At 70.0% G+C, this 26,902-nt stretch carries 25 protein-coding genes and 2 pseudogenes; 18 read left to right on the forward strand and 9 right to left on the reverse strand.

Annotated features, from left to right (window positions below):
• Nucleotides 1-55: 55 nt before the first annotated feature.
• From P1P75_RS09855 to P1P75_RS09885, 7 genes are all read left to right on the forward strand, one after another.
• Nucleotides 56-1,492 (forward strand): DUF2252 domain-containing protein, encoded by a 1,437-nt coding sequence (locus tag P1P75_RS09855; protein WP_319253632.1) that lies wholly within the window; start codon nucleotides 56-58, stop codon nucleotides 1,490-1,492.
• A gap of 274 nt (nucleotides 1,493-1,766) precedes the next feature.
• Nucleotides 1,767-4,412 carry a LuxR C-terminal-related transcriptional regulator gene (locus P1P75_RS09860; RefSeq protein WP_319253680.1) on the forward strand — a complete coding sequence of 882 codons (2,646 nt, stop codon included), beginning with the start codon at nucleotides 1,767-1,769 and terminating at the stop codon, nucleotides 4,410-4,412.
• Nucleotides 4,413-4,622: 210 nt separating this feature from the next.
• Complete coding sequence (locus tag P1P75_RS09865) at nucleotides 4,623-4,934, forward strand: hypothetical protein (RefSeq protein WP_319253634.1); 312 nt, start codon at nucleotides 4,623-4,625, stop codon at nucleotides 4,932-4,934.
• 127 nt (nucleotides 4,935-5,061) lie between these two features.
• Nucleotides 5,062-5,259, forward strand: coding sequence for a hypothetical protein (locus tag P1P75_RS09870; protein ID WP_319253636.1), 198 nt, complete (start codon nucleotides 5,062-5,064; stop codon nucleotides 5,257-5,259).
• Nucleotides 5,260-5,507: 248 nt separating this feature from the next.
• Nucleotides 5,508-6,167 (forward strand): DUF308 domain-containing protein, encoded by a 660-nt coding sequence (locus tag P1P75_RS09875; protein WP_319253639.1) that lies wholly within the window; start codon nucleotides 5,508-5,510, stop codon nucleotides 6,165-6,167.
• A 94-nt stretch (nucleotides 6,168-6,261) separates the two neighbouring features.
• Nucleotides 6,262-6,423: a hypothetical protein gene (locus P1P75_RS09880; protein WP_319253641.1), complete on the forward strand. Its 162-nt coding sequence runs from the start codon at nucleotides 6,262-6,264 to the stop codon at nucleotides 6,421-6,423.
• Between the two features lie 146 nt (nucleotides 6,424-6,569).
• The gene (locus tag P1P75_RS09885) at nucleotides 6,570-7,040 is read left to right on the forward strand and encodes an SHOCT domain-containing protein (RefSeq protein ID WP_319253643.1); all 471 of its coding nucleotides are present in this window, start codon (nucleotides 6,570-6,572) and stop codon (nucleotides 7,038-7,040) included.
• 195 nt (nucleotides 7,041-7,235) lie between these two features.
• Here the strand turns inward: P1P75_RS09885 and P1P75_RS41980 are convergent, their stop codons facing one another.
• Nucleotides 7,236-7,379, reverse strand: a complete 144-nt coding sequence (locus P1P75_RS41980) for a hypothetical protein (protein ID WP_369076332.1) — start codon at nucleotides 7,377-7,379, stop codon at nucleotides 7,236-7,238.
• On the opposite strand from P1P75_RS41980, the gene P1P75_RS41985 reads away from it, so the two are divergent.
• Together P1P75_RS41985 and P1P75_RS09895 are read left to right on the forward strand one after the other, a co-directional pair.
• Nucleotides 7,354-7,509 (forward strand): hypothetical protein, encoded by a 156-nt coding sequence (locus tag P1P75_RS41985; RefSeq protein ID WP_369076333.1) that lies wholly within the window; start codon nucleotides 7,354-7,356, stop codon nucleotides 7,507-7,509. The genes P1P75_RS41980 and P1P75_RS41985 overlap by 26 nt on opposite strands.
• A 48-nt stretch (nucleotides 7,510-7,557) precedes the next feature.
• Entirely contained in the window at nucleotides 7,558-8,448 is an 891-nt protein-coding gene (locus tag P1P75_RS09895) for an aldo/keto reductase (protein ID WP_319253647.1), read from the forward strand.
• Between the two features lie 544 nt (nucleotides 8,449-8,992).
• On the opposite strand, the gene P1P75_RS09900 is transcribed toward P1P75_RS09895, so the two are convergent.
• Nucleotides 8,993-10,006 carry a LacI family DNA-binding transcriptional regulator gene (locus P1P75_RS09900; protein WP_319253649.1) on the reverse strand — a complete coding sequence of 338 codons (1,014 nt, stop codon included), beginning with the start codon at nucleotides 10,004-10,006 and terminating at the stop codon, nucleotides 8,993-8,995.
• Nucleotides 10,007-10,303: 297 nt separating this feature from the next.
• Here P1P75_RS09900 and P1P75_RS09905 point away from each other — a divergent pair, with 297 nt between their 5' ends.
• The 6 genes from P1P75_RS09905 (at nucleotide 10,304) to P1P75_RS09930 (ending at nucleotide 17,281) form a co-directional block, all read left to right on the forward strand.
• Nucleotides 10,304-11,617, forward strand: coding sequence for an extracellular solute-binding protein (locus P1P75_RS09905; RefSeq protein WP_319253651.1), 1,314 nt, complete (start codon nucleotides 10,304-10,306; stop codon nucleotides 11,615-11,617).
• An 89-nt stretch (nucleotides 11,618-11,706) separates the two neighbouring features.
• A complete protein-coding gene (locus P1P75_RS09910) occupies nucleotides 11,707-12,693 on the forward strand; it encodes a sugar ABC transporter permease (protein ID WP_319253653.1) in 987 nt (328 codons plus the stop codon).
• A gap of 12 nt (nucleotides 12,694-12,705) precedes the next feature.
• Complete coding sequence (locus P1P75_RS09915) at nucleotides 12,706-13,629, forward strand: carbohydrate ABC transporter permease (protein WP_319253655.1); 924 nt, start codon at nucleotides 12,706-12,708, stop codon at nucleotides 13,627-13,629.
• 78 nt (nucleotides 13,630-13,707) lie between these two features.
• Entirely contained in the window at nucleotides 13,708-15,150 is a 1,443-nt protein-coding gene (locus P1P75_RS09920) for a GH1 family beta-glucosidase (protein ID WP_319253657.1), read from the forward strand.
• A 282-nt stretch (nucleotides 15,151-15,432) separates the two neighbouring features.
• Nucleotides 15,433-15,828 (forward strand): hypothetical protein, encoded by a 396-nt coding sequence (locus P1P75_RS09925; protein ID WP_319253660.1) that lies wholly within the window; start codon nucleotides 15,433-15,435, stop codon nucleotides 15,826-15,828.
• Between the two features lie 538 nt (nucleotides 15,829-16,366).
• Nucleotides 16,367-17,281, forward strand: coding sequence for a hypothetical protein (locus P1P75_RS09930; RefSeq protein WP_319253662.1), 915 nt, complete (start codon nucleotides 16,367-16,369; stop codon nucleotides 17,279-17,281).
• 478 nt (nucleotides 17,282-17,759) lie between these two features.
• On the opposite strand, the gene P1P75_RS09935 is transcribed toward P1P75_RS09930, so the two are convergent.
• The 5 genes from P1P75_RS09935 to P1P75_RS09955 form a co-directional block, all read right to left on the reverse strand.
• Nucleotides 17,760-18,287, reverse strand: coding sequence for a peptidoglycan-binding domain-containing protein (locus P1P75_RS09935; protein ID WP_319253664.1), 528 nt, complete (start codon nucleotides 18,285-18,287; stop codon nucleotides 17,760-17,762).
• Nucleotides 18,288-18,455: 168 nt separating this feature from the next.
• On the reverse strand, nucleotides 18,456-19,148 hold the full coding sequence (locus P1P75_RS09940) for a hypothetical protein (RefSeq protein ID WP_319253666.1): 693 nt from the start codon (nucleotides 19,146-19,148) through the stop codon (nucleotides 18,456-18,458).
• 1 nt (nucleotide 19,149) lies between these two features.
• A complete protein-coding gene (locus P1P75_RS09945) occupies nucleotides 19,150-20,055 on the reverse strand; it encodes a hypothetical protein (RefSeq protein ID WP_319253668.1) in 906 nt (301 codons plus the stop codon).
• Between the two features lie 38 nt (nucleotides 20,056-20,093).
• The gene (locus P1P75_RS09950; RefSeq protein ID WP_319253670.1) at nucleotides 20,094-20,639 is read right to left on the reverse strand and encodes a hypothetical protein; all 546 of its coding nucleotides are present in this window, start codon (nucleotides 20,637-20,639) and stop codon (nucleotides 20,094-20,096) included.
• Nucleotides 20,632-21,273 (reverse strand): hypothetical protein, encoded by a 642-nt coding sequence (locus tag P1P75_RS09955; RefSeq protein WP_319253672.1) that lies wholly within the window; start codon nucleotides 21,271-21,273, stop codon nucleotides 20,632-20,634. The genes P1P75_RS09950 and P1P75_RS09955 overlap by 8 nt, the downstream gene beginning before the upstream one ends.
• A gap of 182 nt (nucleotides 21,274-21,455) precedes the next feature.
• Between P1P75_RS09955 and P1P75_RS09960 the strand changes: the two genes are divergently transcribed.
• Nucleotides 21,456-22,568 (forward strand): histidine kinase, encoded by a 1,113-nt coding sequence (locus tag P1P75_RS09960; protein ID WP_319253674.1) that lies wholly within the window; start codon nucleotides 21,456-21,458, stop codon nucleotides 22,566-22,568.
• Nucleotides 22,569-22,573: 5 nt separating this feature from the next.
• Here the strand turns inward: P1P75_RS09960 and P1P75_RS09965 are convergent.
• A pseudogene (locus tag P1P75_RS09965) lies at nucleotides 22,574-23,775 on the reverse strand (IS110 family transposase).
• Between the two features lie 212 nt (nucleotides 23,776-23,987).
• Here P1P75_RS09965 and P1P75_RS09970 point away from each other — a divergent pair.
• Both P1P75_RS09970 and P1P75_RS09975 read left to right on the forward strand, forming a co-directional pair.
• Entirely contained in the window at nucleotides 23,988-24,668 is a 681-nt protein-coding gene (locus P1P75_RS09970) for a response regulator transcription factor (protein ID WP_319253676.1), read from the forward strand.
• A gap of 105 nt (nucleotides 24,669-24,773) precedes the next feature.
• Nucleotides 24,774-24,968 (forward strand): annotated as a pseudogene (locus P1P75_RS09975) (DDE endonuclease); the annotation flags it as partial.
• Nucleotides 24,969-25,003: 35 nt separating this feature from the next.
• Here P1P75_RS09975 and P1P75_RS09980 read toward each other — a convergent pair.
• Nucleotides 25,004-25,591 carry a DinB family protein gene (locus tag P1P75_RS09980; RefSeq protein WP_319253678.1) on the reverse strand — a complete coding sequence of 196 codons (588 nt, stop codon included), beginning with the start codon at nucleotides 25,589-25,591 and terminating at the stop codon, nucleotides 25,004-25,006.
• Nucleotides 25,592-26,902 lie beyond the last annotated feature (1,311 nt).

A 26,902-nucleotide genomic window follows, 5' to 3' on the forward strand; every position in this document is an offset into this window, starting at 1 on the left:
ACGCGCCCTGTGCCGGGCGTCTCCTTGGCCGCAGCATCAGGCAGGAGCGTCTCCGATGTCCCAGAACGCGACCACGGCGATGCGCGCCGCACCCCACACCACGCCGCAAGAGCGTGCGGCTCTCGGCAAGGAGGCACGACGCCGCACGCCGCGGTCGGACCACGCCGTGTACAGGCCCTCTCCCGACCGGCCGGACCCGCTGACGATCCTGCAGACCCAGTCCGAGGCGCGGGTGCCCGAACTCGTCCCGATCCGCTATGGCCGGATGACGGAGTCACCCTTCCGCTTCTACCGGGGTGCCGCCGCGATCATGGCGTCCGATCTGGCCGACAGCCCCAGCTCGGGACTCACGGCCCAGTTGTGCGGCGACGCGCACCTGTTGAACTTCCGACTGCTCGCCTCGCCGGAACGGCAGTTGGTGTTCGACATCAACGACTTCGACGAGACGCTGCCGGGCCCCTGGGAGTGGGACGTCAAGCGCCTCTCGGCGAGCCTCGTCATCGCGGGCCGGGCCAACGGCTTCGACGACGACGAACGCGCCCGCATCGTGAGTGCCACGGTCCGCTCCTACCGCAAGGCGATGATCCACTTCGCGGCGTCAGGCAACCTCGACGTCTGGTACACGAAGATCGACGCGGACCTCCTGGAATCACTGGCCTCGGGCCGACTCGACGCGACGAAGCGAGGCCGCAAGAATCTGGCCCGCGCGCTGGCGAAGGCCCGCACCCGCGACAGCCTGCAGGCCTTCGACAAGCTCACCGAGACGGTCGACGGCCGGCCCAGGATCGCGGCGGATCCCCCGCTGCTCGTCCCGGCAGGCGACCTGCTGCCGGAAGTGGAGCGCAGCGCGCTGGAGCGCCAGTTCCGCGCTCTGATCGAGCGGTACGGACGCACTCTCGCCTCCGACCGGCGCGCGCTCCTGGAGGACTACCGACTGGCCGACGTCGCCCGCAAGGTGGTCGGCGTCGGCAGCGTCGGAACCCGATGCTGGATCTTCCTGCTCCTCGGCCGGGACGACCAGGACCCGCTCTTCCTCCAGGCCAAGGAGGCCGACACCTCGGTGCTCGCCGCACACGTCGGCGCGAGCCGGTACCGCAATCAGGGCGAGCGGGTCGTCTCGGGCCAGCGGCTGATGCAGGCCACCAGCGACATCTTCCTCGGCTGGGAGCGGGTGGACGGGTTCGACGGCAGGCAGCGCGACTTCTATGTCCGCCAGCTGCGCGACTGGAAGGGCATCGCCATACCGGAGCGGATGCGGCCCAAGGACATGCGTGCGTTCGGCGAACTGTGCGGGGCCACGCTGGCTCGTGCGCACGCGCGGTCCGGCGACCGCATCGCGATCGCGGCATACCTGGGCGCCGGCGACTCCTTCGACCGCGCGATCGCCACCTTCGCGGAGTCGTACGCGGACCAGAACGAGCGTGACCACCAGGCCCTGGTCGACGCGGTGCACGCGGGTCGGCTTCCCGCGGAGGAACTGCCGACAGCTTGACCGTCGACGCCCACCCGGCTCGCCCCGAGCGAGTGGATACCCTCCGCTATCGCCGCGAGGCCGGTCGTCATCGCCGAGCACCGGCCGTGCCGGCCGGGGCATAAGGGCTGGTGAACAGGCCAGTGCCCACCGTGCCGCGCGCCGCGGGGGAGAGACTGGGATCCTGTGTGGAGGGAGCGCCGTCCGTGACGTGACCCTGGCGGACAGGGGTGTGAGCGCCGTGGCCGAGATCTACGAGAACGCCCAAGCACCGACCCATCCGGCAGTTCTGGCAGTGCCGGCGGTTCCCTTTGCTGATCCCCGGGGAGACCCGTTCCTGCGCACGCGGTTCGCGCTTCCGGCCAGGCCCGCCACGTTCCTGCGGCGGCAGCGGCTCATCGACCACCTCGACCAGGCTCACCAGACGCCGCTGACCCTGGTCAACGGCGCGGCAGGAGCCGGCAAGACCCTGCTCACCGCGGACTGGGCCGCCGGACAGGGGTCGCCCGTCGCCTGGCTCACCGTCGAAGTGGGGGACCGGCGCCCCGGGGTGTTCTGGGCATACGTCCTTCAGGCTCTGCGCGCTGGTGGCGCACCGGCCTCCGAAGCGGTCAAGGCCCCCTCGGACGCGACGCACGTGGACCAGAGGCTGCTGGCCACACTCGCCGCCGAGCTGAACGACGGCGACCGGCCCGTGATTCTCGTGCTCGACGAGTACGACTGCCTGACCACTGCCGAGGTCACGGAGCAACTGGAGTTCGTCCTGCACCACGCCGGACGGGGCCTGCACCTCGTCCTCGTCACCCGGACCGAACCCCTGCTGCCGCTGCACCGCTACCGGGCCGCCGGCGAGCTGACGGAAGTCCGCGCCGCCGAGCTGGCCTTCACCGCCGAGGAGGCCGTCGCGCTCCTTGAGCTGCACGGTCTGAGCCTCCCGCTCCACGCCGCGGCCGCCCTGGTGGACCGCACCCGGGGCTGGGCCGCCGGCTTGCGTCTGTCCGCCCTGGCCGCTCGGGAGAGCGCCGACCCGGAGCTCTACCTGAAGGAGTTCGAGGCGGACCGCAGCACGGTCGCGGACTTCCTGCTGGCGGAGGTCCTCAAGGGGCAGCCGGAGGAGACCCAGGACCTGCTGCTGCGGGTGAGTGTCCTGGAGCGCTTCTGTCCCGACCTGGCCAACGCACTGACCCTGCGGACCGACGCCGAGCCCATTCTCGCCCGGCTGCACCGCGCCAACGCGTTCGTCGAGCACCTCGGGCACTCGTGGTACCAGCTCCATCCGCTGTTCGGGGAGATACTCCGGGCCCATCTGCGCGAGCGCCTGCCCGGCCTGGAACCGGAACTCCACCGGCGGGCCGCGCACTGGCTGCGCCGTTGCGAGTTCCTGCCGGAGACAGTCGCCCACGGAGCCGCCGCGAGCGACTGGGACTTCGCCGCCGGCGCCCTCGTCGACGACCTGGCGATCGGACAGCTCTTCACCGGCCTGCGCTCAGGTGACCTGACCGAGTTGTTCTCCCCGATGGGGCCCGAAGCCAGAAGCCCCGCAGCCGACCTCGTGCGCGCGGCCGGCGACCTGTCCCGCTACGACCTCCAACGCGGGCTGGCCCGCCTGCGCAGCGCCGAGGAGCACCTGGCCGACGACGCGCCCGAGCTGGCCGCCGCCAAACTGAGTTTCGCGCTGCTCGAAGCGCTGGCCGCCCGGCTGACCGGATGTCCCGCACTGGCCGAAAGGGCCGCCGAGAAGGCCGACGAACTGCGGCACGAGCTCCCGGCGCATCTCCTGGACAAGCATCCCGAACTCAACGCTCTCCTGCTGACCCATCTGGGTTCGGCCCGCCTGTGGGCCGGGCGCTTCGAGGACGCGCGCGCCGTCCTCACCGAGGCAGCCGGCAGCCCCGGCGGGGCTGCCACAGCGCTGCCTCGGGAGGACTCGCTGGAGCACCTGGCTCTGCTCGACTATCTGAACGGCTGGCCGGGCCGGGCGGAGCGCAGGGTTCTGGCGACGGCTCCGCAGGACGAAGGGCTCGGCCCGCCCCGGCCGTCCGGCTCCGGCATCGGACAACTGGTCCTGGCAGCCGTGGCCGTCGACCGCCATGAGCTGGGCCGGGCTCAAGCCCTCCTCGACGAGACGGCCCAGCTCCCCTCGGGAACGCGTGACCCCGTGATGGCGGCGGGACGCGCCCTCACCACGGCGCGCCTCCTGCTCGTCAGGGGCAAGGCAAGAGCCGCCGCGGAGGCGGCGGACCCGGCCGTCGCCGCCGCCGTGGTCTCGCCGTGGGCGGCAGGCTACGAAGCGCTCTTCGTCTCCGCCGCCCACCTGGCCGAAGGACGGCCGGACGAAGCCGCCGAGGTGCTTCAGGGCATGACCGGTGACCAGCCGGTGTGTGCCGTGGAGGCCGCGGCCATCCAGGTCGCCGCAGGCCGTGCCTCGGCGGCCATCGACCTGCTCGACAGCATCCGCACCGGTGGCCGGCCCGGCCCGGCGGTGACGGTGAGGGCGGCGCTGGTGAGAGCGCAGGCGGCGCAGAGCGCGGGAGACACCGCCACCGCCCGCAAGCTAGTCACCCAGGCGCTCCTCGACGCCCGCAGGGAGCGGCTGCCACGTCCGTTCCTCGATGCGGGAGCGTGGATCCGGCCCCTCCTGGCCACGCCTGCGCTCCAGGAGCTGGCAGCGGGCTGGCTCACCCCCGGCCTGCCGCGACGCGACGGGCAACCCCGGCCGAAATCCCTGTCCCCGCCGCCGCTGGTCGCGGTGGAGCTGAGCGGACGCGAGCGCGACGTCCTGGAACGGCTGGCCCGGATGATGTCGACGGAGGAGGTGGCCGCCGACCTCTATGTGTCGGTGAACACCGTGAAGACCCACCTCAAGAGCGTCTACCGGAAGCTGGCCGTGAACCGGCGGGGTGACGCCGTGCGCCGCGCCCGTGACCTCCGCCTGCTGTGAAAACGCATGGACGACAGGTCCGGCGCCCGCACCTCACGGGACGCTGTTCTCCCCCGTGGCGGGTGAGGCACGAGGGCCGTACCTGGATGCGATGGGCAGGAGAGCCGGGCGGGCGAAGGCCGCTGCCGGCCGCCTCCGCCGGAGGACCGGCCGACTTGGCGAGGTGGACAGCGTGAAGCACTGGCGGGCTCTGATCGTCCTGGGTACTGCGTGTTTCTCGGCACCGGCTGCCTGGGCTTGTTCCGCCGTACCGAGCTGCTGCCGCTGCTGCTCACCGGCAGGGTGCTCCGGGGCGCACGCGTGCATACCCTGCTGTCCGGGGCGCGGCCGGCGCAACGGGCCGTGGACCGCCGGGCCATGCTGCTGGTGGGCCGGCGACGAGTGGCGGATCGTCAACGCTGCCGTCCCGCCTGCCGCCGCGGTGACAATCAGCCCGCTCCCGGGCCGCGACCGCAGGTCGGCCCGGTGCTCGGCCTGCTGATCATCTCTTTCGAAACGTTCTCGAGCACCGATGGCTCGTGAACCGCAGAGTCCGCTGCCAGGCCACGGTCACCTGTACCGGGTGAAGCCCTACGGGAAGGTGCCGGCGCACGATCGTGGGAAGAGGGTGCCGTCCGCCTGTCCCGGGCACGCCATGGGAGGACAGCTCGTGCGCTACGAGATCCGAGTCGAGGGACATATGTCGGAGACGCTGGCCAAAGCCTTTCCGGAGCTGGGCCACGTGGTGATGTCCGGCCAGACCGTCCTCTTCGGCCCCGTCGTGGACGAAGCACACCTGTACGGGCTGCTGGCACGCTGCCAGTCACTGGGCCTGCATGTCCTGGAGATGAGACAGCTGCCGGAGTGACGGGACCGGGGTATGCGGTGCAGGACGGGAGCCTCCAGCCTGCTCCGCCCGGATCCGGCCACGGCGGCATGCGGCTTCCGGCGAGGTCCAGCTCGTCCTGGCCGGCGTAGGACTGGGCGAACTCGGCGACGTGACGGTGGGGGCAACCCTGGATCGATCAGGTACTCGCACACCACCCCTCCACCGCCCCCTTCGCACCGCTCCGTCCGCGCTCCGGAAGCGTCCGTTCGATCACACGAGGAGGAGTCATGACCATGCCGCGTAGTCCGGCATCAGGCAGCGGACAGGAACACGAGCCCGACGGGGCGGCCCCTGGTCCGACGGACGATCCCGCGCTGGCACTGGGACGGCTCGGCCGCTCGGGCGGCTGGCTTCTGGGGTCGGCCGTCGCGACGCTGGTACTGGGCGTACTGGTTCTGGTCTGGCCGGACGCGACACTGCACGTTCTGGCGGTCCTCATCGGCCTGCACCTGCTGGTGACCGGGTCGTTCCGCTTCGTGGACGTCTTCGCACGGACCGGGCACGAACGGCTCCCTGGGCTACTCCTGGCCGTGCTCTACATCCTCGCCGGAGTGCTGTGCCTGCGGAACCCGCTGCAGACGATCAACGCGCTCTCACTGATCGTCGGGGCCGTCTGGCTGGTGTCCGGCATCCTCACCCTCTATACGGGCCTCGCCGCCGAGGATCTGCCACACCGTGGCGTCGTCCTGGGCGCCGCGGTGCTCGGCATCGTCGCGGGGGTCGTGGTGCTCGCACTGCCGGCCGAGTCGGCCCGCGCCCTGACCCGACTGCTCGGCCTGTGGCTCATCCTGCTCGGCCTGGGAGAGGCGATGGTCGCTCTCGCGTGGCGGGCCGCACTGCGAAGGACACACCCCAAGGAGGCGCGGGCCCCCGCCGGGACGGCCTGACACCAACCCCGCCGTTCCGGCGGGCGCGGCGGACACATCGGATCGGTGGGTCGCCTCCCTCCACCGCCCACCGTCATTCCGAGCGGCGGTCGCCATGACCAGTTCGGTCGGCTGGGGCCTGGCTCCCCCGTTTCCGGTCCTGCTGGTCGCGGTGTTCCTCGCCGCCGTTCCGGGACTCGCCGTCGGCCGGTACGTCGCCTCCTGCAGCTGGTGCCGGACGCCGCCGTCTCCCGCCGTCTGCGAGAACGAACCCTGACCTGCCGCACGAGCGCGTCGATCGCGTGCGGCGCTGCCCGAAGATTCACCCGCATCGGGTGAGGCCATCGGTCCCTGACCGGGTCCACCCTGAGGCAACGCACAAAAGGGACGGCGGCTCGTCGAGCGCCGGGACGGAGAAGAGATATGAGCGCGCAGACCTATCTGGCGTACGACTACCCCATGTTGAGCGTGTTCTGGAGCATGCTCCTCTTCTTCCTCTGGATCATGTGGTTCGTCCTGCTCTTCCGCGTCGTCTTCGACATCTTCCGTGATGACGAGATGAACGGGTGGGCGAAGGCCGGCTGGCTGGCGTTCACCGTCCTGATGCCCTTCCTGGGCGTCTTCGTCTACGTGATCGCCCGCGGCAAGAACATGGGTCGTCGGGAAATAGCGCAGGCCCGAGCACAGCAGGAGGCCTTCGACGACCGCATCAGGGAGGCCGCGGGCGGCACGGGCCGACAGAGCAGCGCCGACGAACTCGGCAAGCTGTCCGAGATCCGCGCCCGAGGTGACATCACGGACGAGGAGTTCCGCAGGGCGAAGGAACTGGTCCTGGCCGGCCACGGCGCCGCGAACCCCGCCGGTTCGACCGCCGCCCGCACTCCCAGCCGCTGAGCGTCGGCCGGCACACCACGAAGCGAGGCGCGAAATGACCGCCACACATACCCGGCCCGCTGACACGACGAAGCAGGAGTGGGCAGCCGGCCTGACAGCCTTCGCGGCCGTGATGCTCTTCCTCGTCGGACTGCTCGACATCTTCCGGGGCATCATGGCTGTCGCCGAGGACGACATCTTCGTCACGACCCGCAACTACGCGTTCGCGTTCGACCTGACCAGTTGGGGTTGGATCCACCTCTCCCTCGGCGTGCTCGCCATCATCGTGAGCATCGGGCTGCTCAAGGTCTCCATGTGGGCGCGCGTGTCCGGCGTGGTCATCGCCGGACTCGTCATCATCGCCAACTTCCTTTCGCTGCCGTACTACCCGGTGTGGTCGGTCGTGATGATCGCCCTCTCGGGCTTCATCGTCTGGGCCCTGTGTGTGGTCCAGCGCGACAACCTCTTCGACCTGTCCGAGGCCGAGTAGACCCGCGCGGCGACGCGAGGAACGTCAGCGGCTGGAGATCGAGGTGGCGTGCGGGCGCGCGAGGTGCCGCCACCGATCGGAGATGTTGGACACGAGCGCCGGCAGGGCGAGAACTACGCCTACAACCTGCGCGCCACTCAGCAGCTCAAGAAGCTCGCCGCGGCCAAGGGCATCATCGCCGCACAGCTCGCACTGGCCCGGCTGCTCGCCCGGGGCGACGACGTGGTTCCGATCCCCGGTACCCGCAACGCCGCGCGCCTGGAGGAGAACACCGGTGCCGTCGACGTCGAACTCACCGACGCAGACCTCGAGCACATCACGATCCTGCCCCAGGTTCCGCGGGCAGCCGCTACCCGGCCGCCATGCTGGCCGCCATGTCGACCGACTGACGCTCAAGCACGGGGACAGGTCGTCGGCCCGGAGCCGGTCCGTAGGCTGGCGCTCATGAGTATGAACGGGGAGTACCTGCGCGTCACACCTGCGGAACTGGATCGGGCCCTCACCGATGCTGAATGGGCGTGGGACCTCGCTGCCGCGATTCAGGACGCGCAGGTCAGCGAACCCGCGCCGGCCGAGGCGCGGCACTTCACCACGCACCAGACGTGGCACATGCTCGGGTTCCTCCTGAAACGCTCGGCCTTCCCCGTCGACATCGTCCATGGCGAGGAAACTCTCGCCGCCGACGACTGGGGCTACGAACCGCCGCGATACCTGACCCCGGACCGGGTGCGGCTCGCCGCTGAGGTCCTGCAGCGGACCACGTACGACCAGCTCATCCAGGGTGTCGATCCTTCCGAACTCACCAAGGCCGAGATCTACCCCGATATCTGGGACTCGTCGGACTCGTTGGAGTGGGCAGGCGACCTGTTCACGCCCCTGAGCGAGTTCTTCCGGGGTGCCGCGTCCGCCGGTGACGCGATGCTGCTCTGGATCGACTGACCGACCCAGGACGGTTCAGCGGTGTCCGGACGCGGTGGTGCCTGCCACGACGGGGGAGACGCGGCAGGCACCAGGACCAGTCTGGCACCGCCTTCGAGGCCTGACCAGGGTGTGTCGGCGGGCGTCAGCGCGCGATCGTAGGTCGTTCGTCCTCCACATGAAGGCCAACGGGACCCGCACCCCCAAGATCTTCACACTCACCACGCGGTCCCGGGCCCCCGGTGTGACATGGCGCGCGACGCGCAGACACTTTTTCAAGCCGATCAGCACACGCGGCGCTACCACCCGGGTGTTCATCTGGTACAGCTCCAGGTCAACGGCCGCACCCACGGGGAAGCGTCGTTCACGCTGCACTGCTGAGGGCAACCGCCCCGGTGGCGTACCGGCCGTGGCGCGGCCACCCCCACGGGGCTCCCGCCACCAGAAACGGGAACCTGCATCCGCGCGGGTGTCGGCTCGGCGTGTGATGGCCGGGCGTGAGGCCGGCGGTGACCCGGTCAACCGGTTCGTATGCTGTCGCCGGCGGGACAGAGTCATGGCGGCGTCACGACGACTCGCGCACCACCAACTCGGTCGGGAGTGTCACCTGTTGCCGGTCTGCGCCGTGCCGGGTGATGTCGGTCAGGATCCGGGCCATGGTCCGGCCGAGTTCCTCGACCGGTTGACGGACGGTGGTCAGCGGGGGGTCGGTGTGGCGGGCGAGGACGGAGTCCTCGAATCCGATGACGGCGACATCGCCGGGCACCCGGCGCTTCTGGCGGCGCAGTTCGGCCAGGGCGCCGACGGCCATGAGGTCCGACGCGGCGAACACGGCGTCCAGGTCCGGCGCACGTTCAAGAAGCGAACGCATCGCTCGACGGCCCCCCTCCTCGCTGAAGTCGCCGGGCTCCGCCAGGGATTCGTCGGCTCGCATTCCCGCCTCCTGGTGGGCGTCGCGCCAGCCGGCGAGCCGGCTCCGGCCGACGTCCATGTCGAGTGCCCCGGTGATGGTGGCGATGCGGCACCGGCCTCGGCCCAGCAGATGCCGAACGGCCGCGGCGGCGCCCCCGGCGTTGTCGGAGTCCACGTAGCTGAGTCCTTCCCGCTCGTCCCGGCGGCCCGCCAGCACGGTGGGGAGTCCCATCTCCTCGAGTATGCCTGGCAGTCGGTCGTTCGCGTGGACCGAGACCAGCAGGACGCCGTCGACCCGGCGGGTCGCCACCGACGCGGTCAGCTGGTCGCGCTCCAGCTGGTCACGGACGAGCGTCAGCTGCAACTGGGTGCCGGTCTCGGCCAGTGCCGCGCTCACGCCGCGGATCAGAGCGGCGAAGAACGGTTCGGCGCCGAGCCGGCTCTCGGACTCCGGGATCACCAGGGCCACCGAGTCGGTGCGGCTGGTCACCAGGCCTCGGGCTACCGAGTTGGGCACGTAGTTCAGTTCTTTGATCGCCGCCAGGACCCGCTCGCGGGCGTCCGCGCTGACGAGGTCCGAGCCGTTGATGACGCGGGACACCGTGGTCCGCCCTACCCCGGCGTGGGCGGCGACCGTTTTGATCGTGGGCTGGCGATTCCCTGTCATGTGCTCCTCCGAGCGGCTACCGCGACGGCAGCGCCGCGGACGTGACCAGCGGCAATTGTGGCAGACGCCGCGGCGGCGACTGCACCCTGTGGGGTCACGAAGCGAACGCCGGGCGCCAGGTTCGGCGAACGAATCGTTTTCAAGTCATTGACATACGCGCGCTCTGCCACGAGTCTCTCAACCGCCGGTGGGCACGTTCCCACCCAGTGGTGGGTACGTTCCCACCCCTGTTGTGCCGCCTCAGTCCCACCCAGATCGTCACTCCGGTGCGTCAGCGCCGTCGCTTGGAGGAAAAGCATGAGCACTGTCCACAGGTCCGCGCGCACCAGAGCGGTCGGGGCCCTCGCGGCCGTCGGTGCGCTCGCACTCGTCGTCGGCTGCGGGGGCAGCGACGACTCGGCGACGGGCGGCGGCAAGAAGGACGGCAAGGTCACCATCACCATGGGCATGTTCGGGGTGATGGGCTTCAAGGAGACCGGCCTTCTCGAGCAGTACGAGAAGGAGAACCCGAACGTCGACATCAAGGCCGAGGTGGCCGGTGACGAGCAGACGTACTACACCGCCCTGCAGACGCGGCTGGCCGCGGGCAAGGGACTGAAGGACATCCAGGGCATCGAGATCGGCCGGGCGAAGGAGATCGTCGACACCCAGTCCGGCAAGTTCGCGGACTTCTCCGACGCGGCGGGCACCGACCACTTCCTGCCGTGGAAGCAGTCCCAGATCACCACCGAGGACGGCAAGGTGCTCGGCCTGGGCACCGACATCGGCCCGATGGCCGTCTGCTATCGCAAGGACTACTTCGAGCAGGCCGGCCTGCCCACCGACCGCGAGGAGGTCGCCCAGCTGTGGGCGGGCGACTGGAAGAAGTACGTGGAGGTCGGCCGCACCTTCAAGAAGGACTTCAAGGGCGACAAGGTCGCGTACATGGACGCGGCCAGCGGCCTGTTCAACGCCATGGTCTACGGCTACCCCGAGCAGTACTACAACGCCAAGGGCGACCTGATCTACGACACCAACCCGGCCGTCAAGGAAGCCTGGAACCTCGCCGCCGACGCGGCGGAGGCCGATCTGACCGCCAAGCTCCGCCAGTTCCAGCCCGGTTGGGACCCGGGCCTGGCGAACGGTACGTTCGCCACGGCCGTCTGCCCGGCCTGGATGCTCGGCCACATCGGCGAGAAGGCCGGTCCGGCGAACAAGGGCAAGTGGGACGTCGCCAAGGCACCCAAGGGCGCCAACTGGGGTGGCTCCTTCCTCGGCGTGGTCGAACAGAGCCCGGTGAAGGAGGAGGCCAAGAAGCTCGTCGCCTGGCTGACCGCGCCCGAGCAGCAGGCACACATCTTCAAGAAGCAGGGCAGCGTCCCGTCCTCGCAGAAGGCGCTGGAGACCCCCGAGGTTCAGAACGTCACCTCCGAGTACTTCAACAACGCCCCGATAGGAAAGATCTTCGGCGCTGCGGCCCAGGACATCCCGGACAAGCAGGTCCTCGGCCGTAAGGACGGCACGATCAAGGACACCTTCTCGCAGGGTCTGACCCTGATCGAGCAGCAGGGCGCCAAGCGGGACAAGGCATGGAAGACCACCGCGGAGCGCATCGAGAAGGCGGTCGGCTGACCCGACGCCCTTCCGGCCGCCCAGGGCCCGCCCGACATCACCGGCGGCCCTGGGGCCGGTCACATCTCTGCTCTCAGGAAGGAACACCGGTGGCCACCTCCACCCCCAACGCCCAGGCCGGCGCGGGGCCGTCCCCCCAGCCGGACCGGGAAGGCGCCGGTCCGCGGCTCGGCGCGCTGCTGCACCGGCTCGACGTCAAGGGCGCGCCGTACGCGTTCGTCGCCCCGTTCTTCGTCGTGTTCGCCGCGTTCAGCTTCTACCCTCTCCTCTACACCTCCTGGATCTCCCTGCACCGGGTGGAACTGGCCACCCTCGACGTCATGGAGTGGGTGGCGTTCGACAACTACGTCGAACTCTGGAACGACGCCCGATTCTGGAACGCCACGGCGAACACCATCACCATCGGCGTCATCTCCACGGTGCCGCAACTGCTGATGGCACTCGGTCTGGCCCACCTGCTCAACTACAAGATGCGCGGCTCACTCTTCTTCCGCATCGCCTCGCTCGTCCCCTACGCCACCTCGGTCGGTGCCGCCGCCCTGGTGTTCACCATGCTGTTCGAACGCGACTTCGGCATGATCAACTGGATGCTCGGTCTGGTCGGCATGGACCCGGTCAACTGGGAGGCCGACAAGTGGCCCGCCCAGGTCGCGATCTCCACCATCGTCATCTGGCGCTGGACCGGCTACAACGCGCTGCTGTACCTGGCCGCCATGCAGGCCATCCCCGCCGATCGCTACGAGGCCGCCGCCATCGACGGCGCTTCGCGCTGGAAGCAGTTCACCCACGTCACCGTGCCGGGGATCCGCTCCACCATCGTCTTCACCATCGTGCTCTCCACCATCGGCGCGACGCAGCTCTTCGGCGAGCCACTGATCTTCGGCCAGGGACCCAACGGAGTGACCGGGGGAGCGGACAACCAGTACCAGACGCTGGGGCTGCTGCTCTACGAGGAGGGCTGGAAGAACTACCAGATGGGCCGTTCGGCGACCGTCGCCTGGGCGATGTTCCTGCTGCTCGTCGTCGTCTTCGTCGCGCAGCGCCTCATCAAGCGCCTGCGCTCCCGCACGTCCTGACCAGGAGTCGTCATGACCACAGAAAGCCTCCCGGTCCGCACGGACACGCCGGCCCGGACCGCCACCAAGAAGCCGGCCGCGCGCGGCGGCCGCCGGCTGCTGGGCCAGCGCGCCGGCCGCCAGCACCACGCCGGTCCGCTCGCCTACGTCCTGCTGACGGTCACCGCGATCCTGTCGATCTTCCCCCTGTACTGGACGATGGTGGCCGCCTCGACCGACAACACCCGCGTCAGTCAGACGCCGCCGCCGTTCCTGCCCGGCCCGAACCTCTTCAGCAACCTCGCCCGCGCCTGGGACGAGGCGGCGATGGGCAAGGCCATGATCAACAGCCTGATCGTGGCCGGCGTCATCGCCCTGTCCACGGTCATGTTCGCGACGCTGGCCGGGTTCGCCTTCGCCAAACTGCGCTTCAAGGGGCGCAACGTGCTGCTCATGCTGGTGATCGGCACCATGATGGTGCCGCCACAGCTCGGTGTCGTACCGCTGTTCATGATGATGTCGGAGCTGGGCTGGTCGCAGGAGCTGCCCGCCGTCATCTTCCCCACTCTGGTGAGCGCGGTCGGCGTCTTCTTCATGCGGCAGTACCTGTCGGAGGCGTTGCCTGACGAGCTGGTCGAGGCGGCCCGCGTGGACGGTGCGCACTCGCTGCGGATCTTCTGGAGCATCGTGCTGCCCGTGGCGCGCCCCGCGATGGCCGTCCTCTTCATGATCACGTTCGTGCACGCCTGGAACGACTTCTTCTGGCCCTTCGTGGTGCTCGACATGACGAACCCGACGGTGCCCGTCGCCCTCACACAGCTCAGCGCCGGATACGTCCGGGACCAGTCCCTGATCATGGCGGGCGCGCTCCTCGGCACGCTGCCGCTGCTGGCCATGTTCATCGTCTTCGGCCGCCAGATCGTCAGCGGCATCATGGCGGGCGCCGTCAAGGGCTGACCGCCGCACCTGCCCCGTCCCCAAGCTGACGCCCGCACACCACCCAACAGCGAACAGCCCCGTCGTGAAAGGACTTTCGTGGTCACCGCAGCACAGCAGCAGACCCCTTCCGCCCCGGACGCATCCCGCAGCTTCCCGAAGGGCTTCCTCTGGGGCTCCGCGACCGCCTCGTACCAGATCGAGGGGGCCGCCGCGGAGGACGGCCGCACGCCGTCCATCTGGGACACCTACGCTCGCACCCCGGGCCGGGTCCGCAACGGCGACACCGGTGACATCGCCACCGGTCACTACCATCGCTGGCGCGAGGACGTCGCCCTCATGGCCGACCTCGGCATCGGCGCCTACCGTTTCTCCCTCGCCTGGCCCCGGATCCAGCCCACCGGCCGCGGCCCCGCGGTGCAGAAGGGGCTCGACTTCTACCGGCGGCTCGTGGACGAGCTGCTCGACAAGGGCATCCAGCCCGTCGCCACCCTCTACCACTGGGACCTGCCGCAGGAGCTGGAGGACGCCGGCGGCTGGCCGCAGCGGGCCACCGCCGAGCGGTTCGCCGAGTACGCCGCCCTGGCCGCCGACGCACTGGGTGACCGGGTGAAGACCTGGACCACCCTCAACGAGCCCTGGTGCAGCGCCTTCCTCGGCTACGGTTCCGGCGTGCACGCCCCCGGCCGCACCGACCCGGTCGCAGCCCTGCGCGCCGCCCACCACCTCAACCTGGCCCACGGTCTGGCCGTCCAGGCACTGCGCGACCGCATCCCCGCCCAGGCCCAGTGCTCGGTCACCCTCAACATCCACCACGTCCGCCCTCTCACGGGCAACGACGCCGACGCCGACGCGGTCCGCCGCATCGACGCGCTGGCCAACCGTGTCTTCACCGGACCGATGCTGCGCGGCGCCTATCCGGAGGACCTGTTCAAGGACACCGCGCCGCTGACCGACTGGTCCTTCGTCCACGACGGCGACCTCCAGCAGATCCGTCAGCCGCTGGACTTCCTCGGCGTCAACTACTACACGCCCACCCTCGTCTCCCGGGCCGACGGCAGCGGCACCCACACATCGGACGGGCACGGGGGGAGCGCGCACAGCCCGTGGCCGGCCGCCGACGAGGTCGCCTTCCACCAGCCCCCGGGCGACACCACCGCCATGGGCTGGGCCGTGGACCCCAGCGGCCTCTACGACCTCCTGCGCCGCCTGGCGTCCGATTTCCCCGAACTGCCGCTGGTCATCACCGAGAACGGCGCCGCCTTCGACGACTACGCCGACCCCAGCGGCCATGTCAACGACCCCGCCCGCATCGCCTACCTGCGAGGCCATCTGGCCGCCGTCCACCAGGCCATCGCGGACGGCACCGACGTGCGCGGCTACTTCCTGTGGTCGCTGCTGGACAACTTCGAGTGGGCGCACGGCTACAGCAAGCGCTTCGGAGCCGTCTACGTCGACTACCCGACCGGAAACCGCATCCCCAAGGCCAGTGCCCGCTGGTACTCCGGCGTCGCGCGCACCGGAATCCTGCCCAGTGCCTGACCGGGCGGGGTGGACGCCCCGGCGGTGCCCGGCCCAGCACGCCGTTGCCCGCGCCGACACCCGCTCACTTCGTCTTCGACGTTCACCAAGCCCGCGCTCGCCAGGTCCGACCGGCCGTCTCGGGCTCCTCTTCGCCCGTCGCGCGGTGCGCGGGCGATGGCAGACGGGCTTCGACCGTGTCGGGAGCGGAGGCGAGGGTGGGATGATCTCCTCCTCTCCGGTACGCCTGGCGACGCCATGTCTGCCGGATCGCCGGTGACCGACGAGGAAGACGAAGGATCGATGACGCTGAACGTGGGCCAACGGGTGCGGCTGGCGGCGGACCTCCGGTTGGCCGGGTCGGTGACCCCAGCCGGGGAACCTGCGCAGGAGTGGGCCGCGTCCGCTGCTTCTGTGGCCCTGGCGGCAGGCATCGAGGGCACTGTCGAGCGGGTGGACGAGCATCACCGGCAGCAGAGCCACGAGGTCCGTGAGTACCTGCGCCTCAAGTCGCTCCTCGACGACTTCGGCCACCAGATGCCGCCGGAGAGCAGAAGACAGCTGGAGGAGCAGGTAGGGGGCCTGGAAGAGCAGTGGGCCGCCTACCAGCGACGCACGCTCCGCGTCACGGTCCGCGTCCGGCTCGACAACGGGTTCGTCCTCGACGAAGCCCCCGAGGAAGCCTTCGTCTCTGCCTGACCCAGGCGCCGCGGCGCTCGCCGCTCGCACTGCCGGGCGTCGCCGCAGCGAAGGCCGCCTGCCCGCGGCCAGGGCGCGCGTTGTCTCCCGGACCGGGCGGGTCCACGTGGCCTCGGCGACGAGCCCCAGGGCCGACGTGGACGAGTTCGATCGTCCTGAAGGGGGAGCGGCTGGCGATGTCGGTGGGACGGTCGAGGGCATCCAGAAGGCCGCCGAGTCGCGGTCGCTCGTGAGGATGGCGAGCGAGGCAGGTCTCGACGGCGGTGCGGATGTGGGCGTGCGACAGCGGCATGGGCGTACCTCACAGCGGCGCGGAGCGGCAGGAGTCGGGGCGGGGTGGGTCGTCGGTGTCGGCTCAGGCGCGTTCCCTCCCCCAGGTGCTGACCGTGCCGACGGCATGACGTCCCCCCATCGCGCCGCCCCCCGGTTGCGGAACGGCGGGCGGCGAAGCTGACGGCGAGGCAACGCTCCATGGCCATAAGCCGTCTCGTCAACCGAGATGGCGCTGAGTCGGTGCCCATCGGGAACGGAGCGAAAAGTGTTGATCGGCCTGCTGACCGCCGTTGCGGCATCCGTCTGTTACGGCACAGGCTCCGTCCTGCAAGCCATCGGGTCCCGCAGGTCCGCGCGGAGCGCTGCGGCCACCACAGCCAGCACCCAGTTCGGGGGGCCCAGCCTCTCCTCCACCGCGAAGGCCGCGATGACCTGGGAATTCGTCCTCGGTACGGTCCTGGATCTCGTGGGCTTCGCACTGGGTGCGCTGGCTGCTCGGCTACTGCCCCTGTTCCTCTCGCAAGCCGTGATCAGCGCCAACCTGATCGTCACCGCCGTGCTGAGCGTCAGGCTCCTGCGTATCCGGCTGACTCGCGCCGAGTGGACGTCCATCGGCGTGGTCTGCGCGGCGCTCGTTCTGCTCGCGACGGCGGCGGGGGAGGAGGGAAGTGGACACGGCATCCCGATCGCCACGCACTGGTGGCTCCTGGCGATCTCGCTTGCTCTGATGGCGGGCGGCACGCTCGCGGTACGCCTCCTCGGTCCCCGCGCCGCGATTCTTGCCGGACTGCTGTCCGGACTCGGTTTCGGTGCGCTCGGCGTGGGCGTCCGCGTCCTGAACGGCGTCTCCCCCTTCGATCCGGCCGCCGTTCTGACGGATCCCGCCCTGTACGCGATCGTGACGGCCGGCGCAGGTGGGATGTACCTGCACACCGTCGCCTTGCAGATCGGTTCGGTCAACGGGGCCACGGCGGCCCTGGTCGTGGGCGAGACCGTGCTGCCCGGCGCGATCGGTGTGCTGTGGCTCGGCGACGCCTCACGGGCTGGTCTCGCCTGGATGGCGATACTCGGCTTCGTCCTGGCGGTGGCAGGCGCGGTCGCAGTGGCATGGTTCGGCGGGCCCACTGCGCACATGGAGGAGCAGCCGCAGCAGGCGGCAGAACTGACTCCCACGGGCTGAATACCCGACGCACCTGTGCCGCGTGGAGGACGCCGCGGGCACCGGCCGCTCGCCCCGCCCGGCACGCCTTCGCCCTCCGGCGGCGACGCCCCGCACTGGTCGGCGCGCTCGTGGCGGCGGCCTGCTGAGCGCCGCGACCGTGACCTACAGCCTCCGGGACGAGGCCCCGGCCGCCGCATCGGCACCGCCCAGCTGCGAGAAGCCCACGGTGTACGAGGACGAGAGGTACGGCCGTGGCTACACGGCGGGCGAGAACGGCACCTGGGACTTCACCCTCCAGCGAGGCGACGTCGGCAGCCAGGTCCGTGAACTCCAGTGCCTGCTGCGGTACCTGCACGGCATCACCGAAGTGCGCGAAGTGGACGGCGACTTCGGCCCCATGACGCACGGAGCCGTCGTCGCCTTCCAGAAGCAGGCGGGTCCGGACGCGGACGAAAATCGTCGGCCCGCGGACGTGGCGCGCGCTGCGCGCGGGCCGTCAGTAACTGATGGTCTTCACGCGGTGGAAGATGCGGGTGCCGGTGCTGTCGTAGACATGGACGCCGTCACCCTGCATGACCTTGTGGAAGTGGTAGGCGCCGCCGTCCTGGGACTTGGTGGTGTCGCCCCGGTGGAGTTCCACGAACCCGAAGAGGCCGGCGCTCTTGTAGCGCACGGTCGAGCCGACCCAGGCGAGCCGGTCGTCGGCCTTGCTCCAGGTGGCGTCCCCGACCATGCCGTCGGCGGCGAGCCCGCGGCTCTGCTGCCACTTGATGGTGGCTGCCTTGGTCCTGGACCCGAAGTCCCCGTCGACGTCCTGGAAGTCCAGGTAGTGCTCGGCGACCAGGATGGCCTGCCAGAGCACGACGATGTCGGTGTTCGACGACTCCCCGCAGCCGTAGCACAGCGAGTTGCCGAGCTCCTCGAAGTGGTCGCCGAAGTCGTCGGTGAGGGCGCCGTCGCCGTCGACGAACGTGGTCCCGTAGGAACCGGAGTTGCCCGCGTAGGCCGCCTGCGCCGAGCTCATGGGAAGTACGGTCGCCATCGCCGCGCTCAGCGCGACGAGCCCAAGCTTCCACCCTCTGTTCATGTGTCCCCCTCGGATCGGATCAGCTGGTTGTGCTTGCCACGCACAGGATTGCCCGAAGTGACCCCTGGGAGACCCTGCATTGTTCGAGGTTCCCCAGGCCCCGCTTCAGCTGTTCTGGGTGCGTTCAAGTCGGCGGGCCTTGACATGCCTGGAGGGATGGGCCGGGTCTCGGACCGCCCCCGGTCCGCGGGTCCGCCCGATGCCGGGCAGCGGGGACAGCCGTTCGGCGACGCGGGCGAGAGTGTCGCTGTCCGGCCCGGCGGCGATGTGGAAGTGCGACCGCTTCACGGGATCGAGGTCGCCGCCCCATACGACCGTGCCTTCGCAGTCCAGGAGGATGTCCCGCACGATCAGTTCGTGGTGGGGCCACAGCTCCTCGGAGCCGCCGAGGGGGTAGGCGGCAGGGTGGAGGCAGAGTCCGGTGCCGGAGAGGTAGGTCGATTCGAACTCCGCGGCGACGGTCCGCCTCGTGGTGTGGCCGCTGATGCCGCCGCCCTGGCCGTTGTCGAGTGGGGCGATCTCGTAGTGCCAGCGACGCGCTACGTGCAGGAGGACGGTTGCCGCCGTGCCGTTACGCAGGTCCACGGAGGCTCTCGAGCCCTCCACGAGGTGGGTGCTGACGGCGTCGGGGGTGATGGGCCAGCCGTTCACGGATCTGTCCCGGATCCACTTGGCGCTCTGCCTGTTCAAGGCGGCGCCCGGGGCGGCGGCAGCCGGGCCGGCCTGGGTGGTCCAGACGGCCACGGCGGTGGCGGCTCCGGCGACGAGGGCGCCCCGGCGCGTGATGGTGCTGCGCACGCTATTCCCCTTCCATACGTCGGGTGAAGACGGTGTGCATTCCCTCGACGAACGAGGCGAGTTCGCCCGAGGGAATGTTCTCCGGCCACTGGCCTTCGTCCTCGGGCAGGAAGAACCTCTTGCCGAAGTCGAATGCGGAGAAGAACTCGAAATCCAGCAGGATGTTCCGCACGGTCGACCGGAACGTGCTCGCGCTGCCGCCGAACCGGGTCTCGTAGAAGTGGGTGAACCGCTTCGCGGAGCGGTTCGGTCCATCCCAGAAGTGATACGTGAACAGGGCGTCGGACAGCAGTCTGTCGTCCCCGTTGCCGCCGTTCTCGCCGTCCGTGCCGTGCAGATACTGGGAGAGGTTGTAGGCGTCGACGTCGGCGACGAGGTTGTCACTGCTGAACCGGGATTCCACCGTGGCGGATCCGACGACCTGGACGCAGAAGTCCTCGCCGGACATCGAGCGATGGTTGTCACGCCACTGCGTATAGGCGTTGAGGATGTCACCCGCCCATCCGCAGCCTTCTCCCACGGTCGCGTCGGTCCCGCTGCCCGGGCGGGAGTAGTGGCCCTCGGCGGCGGCACCGAAGTGCGCGAGGGTGATGTCGTGGTTCGCCCGCGGATCGTAGTACTTGCGCCTGTCGCCGGGCTCGATGCCCGCGGCCGCGCAGGCATCCAGGACCTCCTTCCAGATGGCGCCGAGGATGGCGTCCCATTTCACGTCGTGGTAATTGGGTTCGGCCCAGCGCAGGAAGGCGAGAGTGTTGTCGATCACCGCGTGGCGGGGAGGTCCGTCGCCCATGGCGGAGATGGCGCCCTCGATGCGCTTCACGTGGTCGATGTAATTCCGCAGGCCCAGGTCGGCAGTGTCCGTGGCGTCGAGGCGCCACACGCCTGCGTCGCCGCTCCTCCGGAGCACGGCTCGAGCGCATGTTTCAGGACTGCGGACGGCGGGACTCAGCGACCCCGACGTCGGCGGCGGTAGTAGGCCGCCGTGACCACCGTGAGCAGCGGACCCCAGGCCAGCAGGGGGAGATAGCAGGCGGTCATCAGCCAGTAGTGGCCCTCATCGGGGGATCCGGCGGCACCCATGTTGTCCGCGTCGTTCCAGGCGAACGCGCCGGTGACCGTGATGAGGGTGACGAGAGCCGCACCGAGCGAGGCGGGGATCACCGCCGCCATGACGGGGATTCCCCGGCCGCCCAGGGCCGGCACCCAGTGCGGGAATTCCTCGCCCCATCTGTGGACCAGGCCCAGGGTGAGCAGTCCGAGTACCTCGGCCAGCACGCTGAGGCCGATGAGGTAGAAGGACCCGGCGCCGGGGAAGTTTCCCGGGCCAAGGAACTCGTCGGTGAATCCGGAGTCCCAACCCAGGGCGATGGCGATGCGCCAAAGCCCGGACGGCACCAGCGTCAGCGCGGCGGCGTGCGCCGCCAGGCGGACGGAACGGGGGACTTGGGGTGCGGCCGTGACGGGCGTCCCGGCGACCAGGGTGTCAGCCACGGCGGATCGCCGCCTCGGACTGCGCGGGAGACTTGGTGATCTCGGCGTGGACCACCTTGAAGCCGCCCCTGATCACGGTCGTGAACGGTGCGGGGGCCATGCACGAACCGGCCTGCGGCCTTACGGGCCAGCCGTTCTCATCGACGTTCCCCGGGTCGACGTTCACCACCCCCCAGGAGAAGCCGAGCCGGTCCGGCTCGCCCTTGCCGCCCTGCTGGACGCTGATGCCCAGCCGGGCGCCGACCTCCTCGACATTCGACTTCGTCACGACCGCGGTCAGGGTCGCCGTCCGCCCGCTGGTGACCAGGCAGTCCACCCGGGCCTCCGCCCACCCCGTGGCTCCGCCCCGGGGGGTGTGGGAGAACTTCAGCGTGCCCCGGGCATCCGTGGGCAGTCCCTCGGGGGCGTTGGGGGGCACCGGCCGGGTGAACGGCGTCTGTTCGGCATGGATGGTGAAGCGGATGTCGTCGTCGATCGACTCTATGTAGGAGATGCGCGCATCCCCATGGACGCTCGCGGTCTTCGCCGGCTTCTTCTCGACGGACGCAGCCGGGGCCGCAGGAGCGGGCCCGGCAGCGACCAGTCCGGCGAGGACGGCGACGGCTGCCGTAGCGCCGATTGCGGTGTCGCGCATGATGAACTCCCGTGTCCTGGAGGGTGTTTGTGTTGCCGTGGTCGGTTGAACGGCTCAAGCTTCACCTCCGGCACCCCCGCCGTCCCATCCGCCGATCGGCACAAAGATCGCGCCGCCGCCCGGCCCTTCTATGCCGTTCGGCAGAGAGCCCCGCCATATCGCACACCCGTACGCTGATCACCATGTGGGAATCAACCGGCCCGGCCGTCACGGTGATTGGCGCTCTGCCGTCGCTCGCGGCCGCGGGCACGCTGGCGTGGCCCGTCGGCGGCCCCCGTGCCGCGGTTCGTCAGCGGCTCGGCCGCCTCGCCCGCCCGACCGCGGTCTGCGCGGTCCTCTCCTTGACCACCAGCTTCGCCCTGCCGAAGGCAGGTTTCGGCTCCGGCTGGAAGCTGGCGGAGACCGCCGTCCTGCTCCTCCTCGTGGCCGTGGTCACCCGCTGGTCGCCCCTGCGCGAACTCAAGTCGGCCCTCCCGCTGGCCGCCCTCGCGGTGACCCTCTGGCCGCTGCCGCTGGTCACCGGTGAGTCCTTCCTGGAATCCATCGGAATCGCCACCTTCTGGCTGCTTCCCGTAGCCGCCGCGGTGGCGGCCGGCGTCTACCCCCGCCGCCAGGAACAGCGTCGCCGGAGCGCGGTGGCCGAGGCCCGCAGCGCCCAGCGTCTTCAGCTCTCCCGCGACCTGCACGACTTCGTCGCCCATGACATCAGCGGGATCGTTGTCCAGGCCCAGGCGGCCCGCTTCGTCGCCGCCACCGACCCCTCCCGGGCGGTGCTCGCCCTGGAACGCATCGAGAAGGCGGGCCTGAGCGCCCTGGCCGCGATGGACCGGACCGTGCAGATGCTGCACGGTCCGGAGGCACCCACCACCGAGCCGCTCCCCGATGTGTCCCAACTGCCGTTGCTGATAGAGAACTTCACCTCGGCGGGCGCCACCGAGGCGCATCTCGACCTACCTTCCCTGGTCACGGAGGCGCTCTCCCGCGAGGCGGGCTCTGCCGCGTACCGCATCGTCGTCGAGGCGCTGACCAACATCCGCCGGCACGCCCCCGACGCCTCCCGCGCCACCGTCGCGTTCACCCCCACGGCCACCACTGTGGAGATCCGGGTCACCAACGACCGCGGTGCCCGCCCCGCCCCGGCCCGCCGCCGCGGCTCCCGGGGCGGCCTCGGCCTCCCCGCTCTCACCGAGCACGCCCAGGCCCTCGGCGGAACCCTCTCGGCGGGGCCGCACGGCGAGGGCGGCTGGCAGCTCACCGCCGTCCTGCCTGTCGCACTCCCGAAAGAGTCTCAATGACGAAGTCAAGCCGCCTGCGTGACCGGCGAGGCGGAGGTGAACGCCCGTCCGTCACGCAGCAGGGCCCACAAGACACTCGCCCGTCGGCGGGCCAGAGCGATGACGGCCTGGACGTGCTTGCAGCCCTGGCCACGCTTCTTGAGGTAGAAGTCCCGGTTCGGGCCCTCGCGGATGATGCTGGTCTGCGCGGACATGTAGAACACCCGACGCAGCCGTCGGCTGTAGCGCTTGGGCCGGTGCAGGTTGCCGGTGCGCCGACCGGAGTCACGTGGCACGGGCACGAGCCCGGCCGCCGAAGCCAGATGGCCGGCGTCCGCGTAGGCGGCCAGGTCGCCCGCGGCGACGACGAACTCAGCCCCGAGTATCGGGCCCATGCCGGGCAGGGACTCGATGATCTCCGCCTGCGGGTGGCTGCGGAACGTCTCCCGGATCTGCTTGTCGATCCGCTTCAGCCGGTCGTCCAGATCCAGGATCTGAGACGCCAGGTCGGCGACGATCTGCGCGGCGACATCTTCACCGGGCAGCGCGGTCTGCTGGGCTTGAGCGGCTTCCAGTGCTATCGCGGCGACCGCGTCGGCGCCCCGGACGCTGCGGTTGGCCAGCCAGGCCGTCAGCCGGGCCCGGCCGCGGCGGCGTATGGCGGCCGGGGTCTGGTAGCCGGTCAGAAGGATCAGCGCGCCCTTGTGGGCCGAGTAGTCGAAGGCCCGCTCCAGTGCGGGGAAGACGCCGGTCAGTACGTCACGCAGGCGGTTGATCATTCGCACCCGGTCGGCCACCAGGTCGGCGCGGTGGGCGGTCAGCAAGGCGAGGTCGGCGGCCAGCTGGGCGGGCACGTCGATGGCGGCGAAGTCCCGGCGCTGGCGGGAGGTTTCGGCGATGACGTAGGCGTCACGCGCGTCGGTCTTGGCCTCGCCCCGGTAGGCGCCCGACATGCGGTTGACCGTGCGACCGGGCACGTAGACGGCCTGCTGTCGTGGGCCGCGAGCAGGGCCAGCAGCAGCGCGGAGGACGTCCCGGAGATGTCCACCGCCCAGTGGACCTGGTCCGCCAGGTCGAGGATCTCGCCGAGCGCGGTCAGGATCGCCGACTCGTCGTTGTCGACCTTCTTCGACCACAGCGTGGCGCCGGTCTCGTCGACCACGGCCGCCCAGTGGTGGCCTTTACCGGCATCGACACCGGCCCAGACCTGGTCTTTCCGCTTGCTCACGTGCCCCTCCTCGTTCCGCACGGCATGCCGTCGGCCCGAGGAACACCCCGCTGTCATCTCCGTAATCAGCGACCGCACGAAGCGCGCACATCTCAATCAGCAGCCAGGGCGCCCCGGAGAGCCGGGCGGCCACTCCTTCGAAGCCACTGAAGGCAAGAACCCATAAGCCACACCCGGCCCTCCCGGGCCGCCTAACAACTTACGGAGAGCCCATGACGACGCCCCTCGGTCCGACCCGCATCCTGATCGCCGACGACCAGGAGGACGTACGCAGCGGCTTCCGCCTGATCCTGGGCTCGCAGCCCGACATGACCGTGGTCGGCGAGGCGGCGGACGGCCTCACCGCCATCGAGCTCGCCCGCACCCTGCGCCCCGACCTGGTCCTCGCCGACATCCGGATGCCGGGCCTGGACGGCCTCGAACTCACCCGGCGCCTCGCGGGCCCCGGCGTACCCGACCCGATGCGTGTCCTCGTCGTCACCACCTTTGACCACGACGACTACGTACGCACGGCACTGCACGACGGCGCCTGCGGATTCCTGCTGAAGCGCTCGGGTCCCGGGCTGCTGATCGAGGGGGTCAGGGCGGCGATGGCCGGGGACATCCTCATCAGCCCCCAGATCACGGTCCGGCTGCTCCAGACCCTCGCCCCTGCCCCCGCCCCGGCAGCGCCCACGGCCCTGTCGCCTCTCACCGCCCGGGAGGACGAGATCGCCCGGCTGGTCGCCGAGGGCCTCACCAACGCCGAGATCGGCGAGAAGCTCTTCATCTCGGCGGGCACCGCCAAGACCCACGTCGCTAACGTCCAGGCGAAGCTGAAGGCCCGTAACCGGGTGGGTATCGCCGCCTGGGCCTGGGAGAACGGACTGGCCGGTCCAGTCCCACGAGAGTAGGGCGAAGGCGCGAGGCGTCCGGGCCGTCGACCCATCTGAACACCCATCGCACCCATGGACGGCGCGTCGCGCACGCAGTCGGCCACGACTGGCTCAGATCCCCAACTACCTTGCTGCAGCCCGGCCTTGAATCCGGTGGAAGGCATCTGGTCCCTGTTGCAGCGAGGACGGGTGATCAACACCGCATTCGCCGATCCCGACCACCTCACCCACACTCTCCGGCGAGGCCTCGCCCACATCCAGCGCCACCCCGAACTGATCGACGGCTGCCTTGCCTGCCTCACCCAGGCAGGACTGCCCCCGACCCCAGACCACCCGAAGCTGATCCCACAAGGTCAGTCACCCTGGATCGGCGCGGCCGACCTGGCAGCCTGCTCGACCTTCGCGCAGTGGGCTGCACGGGCTTCCTCGTCGATCTGCTGCTCGTTCTCGGCGCGCACCCCGGTCCGGCCGTCGAGGCCCTCGCGCAGGATATCGGCGTGCCCGGCATGCCGGATGGACTCGCCGAGGACATGGACCATGATGGCGAACAGGTTCGTGTTGGGATAAGGCTCCGGCCACCACGGCACGTGGCCGGGGGCGTCGAGGGCAAGCTCGTTGATCGTCGCGTCGGAGTGTTCCCACGTGCGCCGGTAGAACCCGACGATCTGGTCGCGGGTCTCGTCCTCGGCCGCCCACTGATCGCTGCCGTTGTAGTCCTGCCACCGGGGCAGCGGTTCCGGGGAAGGGCGGTCGAAGACCTCGCCGAAGTACCTGGCCTCGACGGTGGCCACGTGCTTGACCAGGCCGAGGAGGTTGGTCCCGGTCGCTGTCAAAGGTCGGCGGGCGTCGTATTCGGCCAAGCCGTCGAGTTTCCAGAGCAGCGCCTCGCGGTCCCGTTGCAGTCTCCGGTGCAGGTTGTCTTTCGCGAATTCATCGATCATGCGGCAGGAGCCTGCCATGGGCTGCTCGTGGTCTCAAGATCCCCTACGAACTGAGCCTGTCCCGCAACACCGTCCGCCGCTTCGCCCGTGCCACCACCTGGCAGGAACTGGTGCCGCCAGGGTTGAATGCACGAAACTCGCAGGTCGTCCCGGCCTGGTTCTGTTCCACTCCTTTTTCCTGGTCGGCCGTCCGGACGACGCACTCTGGCCTCTGCTCCGTCGGCAACTTGGTCCGTTCGGACGCCGGAGTGGACCGCCGGAATCCCGGTGGGCGTCCAGATGCACCGCATTGCAGTGATCAGATCGCCGCGTTCACCGACACCGGACACTGCAATGCCAATGGCGCGGGCATCAATCGCGTGATCAATCACGACGCCGTGCCGCGGTCGGGTTCCGCATCGCAACGAACCAGCGGCGACTACTACGCACACGCTGTGGCACAACCCCGCCGAATCCGTGGATACCTCCACACCGCTCAGCGAGCCGGAGACGTCCCAGGGTGAATGGCCCGGCGTCTTCACCCCGGCCGACCGTCGGCGACGAGGAGGCCGGGGCTCCCTTCCGCGCTCCTGCGCACGGTCACCGATGCCTGACCGCACAGCCCCGCACGTCGGGCACCGGCAGGGTTGTGGGGAAACTCAGTGACATCCCTCACGTGCCCGGCCCCCATCAACGTGCCGCGATAGTACGTGGCGTGTGGCCGACATAGGTGGATCTGGTCTATGGAAGCAGGCATACGCGGCACTTCGGCCGGGATCATCGGCCCGGGTCACCGGTCTCGTGCCGCTGAGCCGCCCGTGCCGTCCTTCTGACGGAGTGTGAGGCGCCGTCGGCGTCCGGCGCGGCGGCCCGGCACAATCCCGGCCCGGATTCAAGGGGCGCCCTCGTCTACTAGGCGAGGTAGTGGTGGCCCCCGTTGCCGTGTCCTCACGCGGCTTTTAACAATGACGGCCCGCAGGGCGTCCCCGCAGGTCAAGCGCAGTGTCTGTGCGAGACCGAGCCAGCCGGAGGCGTCAGGAGAGTCGACCGAACGAGGTCCGCATGAGGAACCACCGGAAGCACCGCAGGAAGACGCGCCGCCGGCCCATAACCGTCGCCGTCCTGGCGATCAGCGCGGTGGCTGTGCCGTCGGCCGCCATGGCGTGCATGGGCGACGGAGGAGCCGAGGCCATCATCGCCACGTCCAGTGATCCCTGGACGGACGGGGGGAAGGCTTGAGGTCCTCCTCCGCGGCATCAACCCCACGGTCATCAACGCCTTCGTGCGCGAGATCCAGACCCCCGCGGACTACCTCCTCACCCAGTCCGTCGT

Origin of the sequence: Streptomyces sp. ID05-39B, from assembly GCF_033794725.1 — a bacterium.
In the GTDB taxonomy this organism is placed as follows: Bacteria; Actinomycetota; Actinomycetes; order Streptomycetales; family Streptomycetaceae; genus Streptomyces; species Streptomyces bobili.